At 45.8% G+C, this 4146-nt stretch carries 4 protein-coding genes and 1 pseudogene; all 5 read left to right on the plus strand.

Annotation, left to right across the window (positions count from 1 at the left end; all coding sequences use genetic code 11):
• The first annotated feature begins 18 nt into the window (after positions 1 to 18).
• The 5 genes and pseudogenes from JKK62_RS11565 (at position 19) to cfr(E) (ending at position 3707) form a co-directional block, all read left to right on the plus strand.
• Complete coding sequence (locus JKK62_RS11565; protein ID WP_015517763.1) at positions 19 to 285, plus strand: type II toxin-antitoxin system RelB/DinJ family antitoxin; 267 nt, start codon at positions 19 to 21, stop codon at positions 283 to 285.
• Positions 278 to 556, plus strand: coding sequence for a type II toxin-antitoxin system YafQ family toxin (locus tag JKK62_RS11570; RefSeq protein WP_015517764.1), 279 nt, complete (start codon positions 278 to 280; stop codon positions 554 to 556). Before JKK62_RS11565 ends, JKK62_RS11570 begins: the two co-directional genes overlap by 8 nt.
• A gap of 33 nt (positions 557 to 589) precedes the next feature.
• Positions 590 to 1072 (plus strand): hypothetical protein, encoded by a 483-nt coding sequence (locus JKK62_RS11575; protein WP_015517765.1) that lies wholly within the window; start codon positions 590 to 592, stop codon positions 1070 to 1072.
• Between the two features lie 304 nt (positions 1073 to 1376).
• A pseudogene (abc-f, locus tag JKK62_RS11580) lies at positions 1377 to 2504 on the plus strand (ribosomal protection-like ABC-F family protein); the annotation flags it as partial.
• 168 nt (positions 2505 to 2672) lie between these two features.
• Positions 2673 to 3707 carry a 23S rRNA (adenine(2503)-C(8))-methyltransferase Cfr(E) gene (gene cfr(E) / locus JKK62_RS11585; RefSeq protein WP_105119688.1) on the plus strand — a complete coding sequence of 345 codons (1035 nt, stop codon included), beginning with the start codon at positions 2673 to 2675 and terminating at the stop codon, positions 3705 to 3707.
• Positions 3708 to 4146: the final 439 nt, after the last annotated feature.

The raw sequence follows: 4146 nt of genomic DNA on the forward strand, positions 1-4146 counted from the left end.
GAGGAAAGGAGTGCTATTATGGCTAAAGGAAATATGACGATAAGAATGGAGCCGGAGCTGAAAGCACAGGCGGCAGCTCTCTTTAAGTCCCTCGGAATGGATTTGAGTACGGCAACGGGCATTTTTTATCGACAGGCACTTAGGTGTCATGGACTTCCCTTTGAGGTCAAGGTAGACGAGCCGAACGCTGTTACCTATGCGGCGATGGAAGCGGCAGAAAAGGGAGAGGATATGTTTGGACCGTTTGACAGCGTTGGCGATCTGATGGAGGCGCTGAATGCTTAAGCCGGAGTTTACGGGGCAGTTCAAACGAGATTATAAGCTTGCGGTAAAACGGGGTTGCAATCCGAAGAAACTGGAAGAAGTCATTACGCTGCTATGCAATGAGCAACCGTTGCCGGAGGCGTATCGAGATCACGCTCTCACTAATTCCAGAAACTATAAGGATATGAGAGAGTGCCACATTGAGCCGGATTGGTTGCTTGTTTACAAGGTTGTCAGAGAGACATTGATTTTGAAATTGATTAGGACGGGTTCTCATAGCGATTTGTTTTGAGAATCGTTCCAGATGAAAGAGTGGTGATGATATATGGCGGGTGTGATAACTGAAATTGCAGCAGAATGTGGTGTATCTGAACAGGCGGTTCGTGCATGGTGTAGGCGAAACCATGTTGCGAAAGATGCGAAAGGAAGTTTCGCAATCAGCGAAAGTCAAAAATCCGCTATATATCAGCATTATTTGGGCGTTGAACGAAAGCAAGTTTCGCAACCTGCGAAAGCAAGTTGCGAAACTTGCGAAACCGCTTTAATCGCCATGTTGCAGGGAGAATTAGACCGGAAAAGTGAGCAGCTTGCTGTAAAGGATAAGCAGATCGAGGAATTGAATGCAAGGCTGGCGGAGGTCAGCTCGGCGTTGGTGACGGCACAGCAGACTGCGGCAGCGGCCCAGGCGCTCCATGCTGGGACGATGCATCAGCAGCTTCTTTCCGGCAAGGCCGGAGCCGATCAGCCGGAGCGTGAGACAGAACCGGTTCAAAAGCGTAGCTGGTTTAGTAGGTTCTTTGGGGACTAAACAGAACGACAAATCGGAATTTGGCAAAGGAGTGTGATTGTATGAAAAAGAAATTCTTTGTGGTAATTGCAATTATAGTTGTTATTGGAAACATTTTATGAAATCCAACGCAAAGCATTGACTTTACCACCGTTTTGGTGTATATTAAAATATAATATTATTTTAGATTTGAGGTGGAAAGGTGATTAAATTTTCTTGCTAACTATTTTTGCATGGCATGAATCTTCGGGCATACACGCTATGCCGATGTTTTTGCTGTGCGTTTGCAAGAAAGTTTAATGCCGATTCACTCATATGAGCCTTGCTTTCAAAGGGGGAGCAGACAAAAGCACTGCTTGCCGCTTTGTTCCTGAAAGAAAACAGCTTTCTGCTGATTGATGAGCCGACGAATCATCTTGACACTTTGGGCAGAAAAACCTTGAGCGATTATCTGAAGCGAAAACATGGGTTTATTCTGGTTTCTCATGACCGGGTTTTCCTGGACAACTGCATCGACCATATTCTCGTAATCAATAAAACAAACATCGAGGTTCAGAGGGGAAACTTCTCGTCCTGGTGGAGGAACAAAGAGATGCAGGACAGCTTTGAACGGGCAGAAAACGAGAAACACAAAAAAGAAATCAGCCGTTTAACAGCTGCCGCACAAAAGACTTCCGGTTGGTCAGACCGTGTGGAAAAAAGCAAAAACGGTTCGACCAACTCGGGAAGCAAGCTGGACAAAGGCTATGTCGGCCATAAAGCAGCGAAAATGATGAAGCGTTCCAAAGCTATTGAAAATCGTCAGCAGGATTTGATTCATGAGAAATCCAAACTGCTCAAAAACCTGGAAACTGCCGAAAGCCTAAAACTTTCTCCGCTTCCATACCACACCAGCCGACTGCTTGAGCTTTCCGATGTTTCCATTGCCTATGGAAGTCGTGCCGTCTGCTCGAATATCAGTTTTACCATAGAGCAGGGAGACCGGATTGCGCTGCAGGGGAAAAACGGTTCCGGAAAATCTAGCATTCTGAAGCTGATCTGCGGGGAAAACATCCCCTATCAAGGCATTTTGCGAAAAAGCGAACGGCTGAAAATTTCCTATGTCCCCCAAAGCACGGCGGGGCTGAACGGCTTCTTAAGCGAATATATCGAGCGAAATCTTCTCGATGAAAGTCTTTTCAAAGCCATCCTGCGGAAATTTGATTTTCCTCGGGAGCAGTTTGAAAAGCGGTTGGACGAATTCAGCGAGGGGCAGAAAAAGAAAGTCCTGCTCGCCAAAAGCCTGTGTGAGCAGGCGCATCTGTATATCTGGGATGAACCGCTCAACTACATTGACGTCCTTTCCCGCATGCAGATAGAAAACCTGCTGCTCGAATACAAGCCGACCATTCTGTTCGTGGAGCACGACAGTGCTTTCTGTGAAAATATTGCGACCAAAACCGTTGAGTTATAGAAAAAGGGGCGAAATAATGAATAACTGTAAAATAGCCGTCACCCATGACAAACTCCATGCAAAGCCAGGTTGTGCTGGCGGCCTTTGCATGGAGTAGCATAAACTGACCGCCGCTCATGCTGGCTTTGCTTCTTGATGATTTCATTATTCAAGAGGAGAAAAGCCTACATGATTTATTCAAAATATGAGGTTATGAAGCGATGTATATCGGGAATGAATTTTCCGGATTATCGCTATGAGCAATTGATAAAGATGATTTTTGCACAGCATATTCCTGACTTTCATTCCATGTATATGCTGCCGGAAAGACTAAGATCAAATTTGGCGGAAACTTTTGGGACCTCTGTCTGCGGCCTTGTTCCAGTTACACATCGGGCATCGGGCCAGGCAGATAAGGTGCTTTTTCAATTAAAGGATGGAAACTGCGTCGAAACGGTGAACCTGCATTACAAAAAAGGATGGGAATCTTTTTGCGTCTCATCTCAATGCGGCTGTGGGTTTGGCTGCAAATTCTGCGCAACAGGTGCTATCGGACACAAACGCAATATGACCGCTGATGAAATAACAGATCAAATTCTGTATTTTTATCTTGCAGGGCATCAAATCAATAGTGTTTCTTTTATGGGAATGGGCGAGCCGTTTGCGAATCCCAATTTATTTGACGCATTAAAAATCCTGACAAACCCGTCTTTGTTCGGATTAAGCCAGCGACGCATTACCATATCGACGATTGGAATGATTCCCGGGATAAAACGGCTGACCCGTGATTTTCCGCAGGTGAATTTAGCTTTTTCGCTGCACTCGCCTTTTGAAAAGCAACGTTCGGAATTGATGCCGATCAATCAAACTTATCCGCTCCATAAAGTAATGGATGCGTTGGATGCGCACGTTGCAAATACCAAAAGGCGCTTGTTCCTGGCTTATATTATGCTGGGCGGAATAAATGATTCGGCAGAGCATGCGAAAGCGTTAGCGCACCTTATTTTGAGCCGGGGAGCGTTGTCCTATCTATATCATGTTGATCTTATCCCATATAACGCAACAGATAAGACGGCGCGAAAATTTACCGCTTCAAATCACGAAGCCATTAAAAACTTCAGTGATATTTTACATTCCAACCGTATCAGCGTGGCTATCAGAATGCAGTTCGGTTCTGATATCGGCGCCGGGTGCGGGCAGTTGTATGCTGATGAAAGGGATTGAGCGCTTCAAGACGTTTTTATGTACACAGAGATTTCCAAGCAGCATTGGCGTTTGAAAGGAAAGGCACCCGGCATAAATTTAATGCTGGGTGCCTTATTGTTTTAGTAATCCTATTAACCCCTGTTCGTATGAACTTAAAAGACGGCGGAAGTGTTAGGTATAAAGCATTAGTGTATGAGGTTACAAAAATACACCGACTTGCACCAGAAGTAGATGGTGTAAAACCATATATTGATGGGTTCGAAATTAAAATACTCGGAATGACAGTTTATAGAGAAACAAACGAATAGACAAATTCCAGTTTATCGGTGGGATGAAGTTCGGGGAGCCGTCCGCAGACGGCAGGGGCAGCGCCCCTCCGGAGCTGGCAGAGCAGCAGGCACGAGCCGGCAGTGAAGCAGCTCCGGCAACCCCTCCCCTTTAGGGGCGCAAAGCACTT

The sequence above is a fragment of the Ruminococcus difficilis genome (assembly GCF_016680995.1).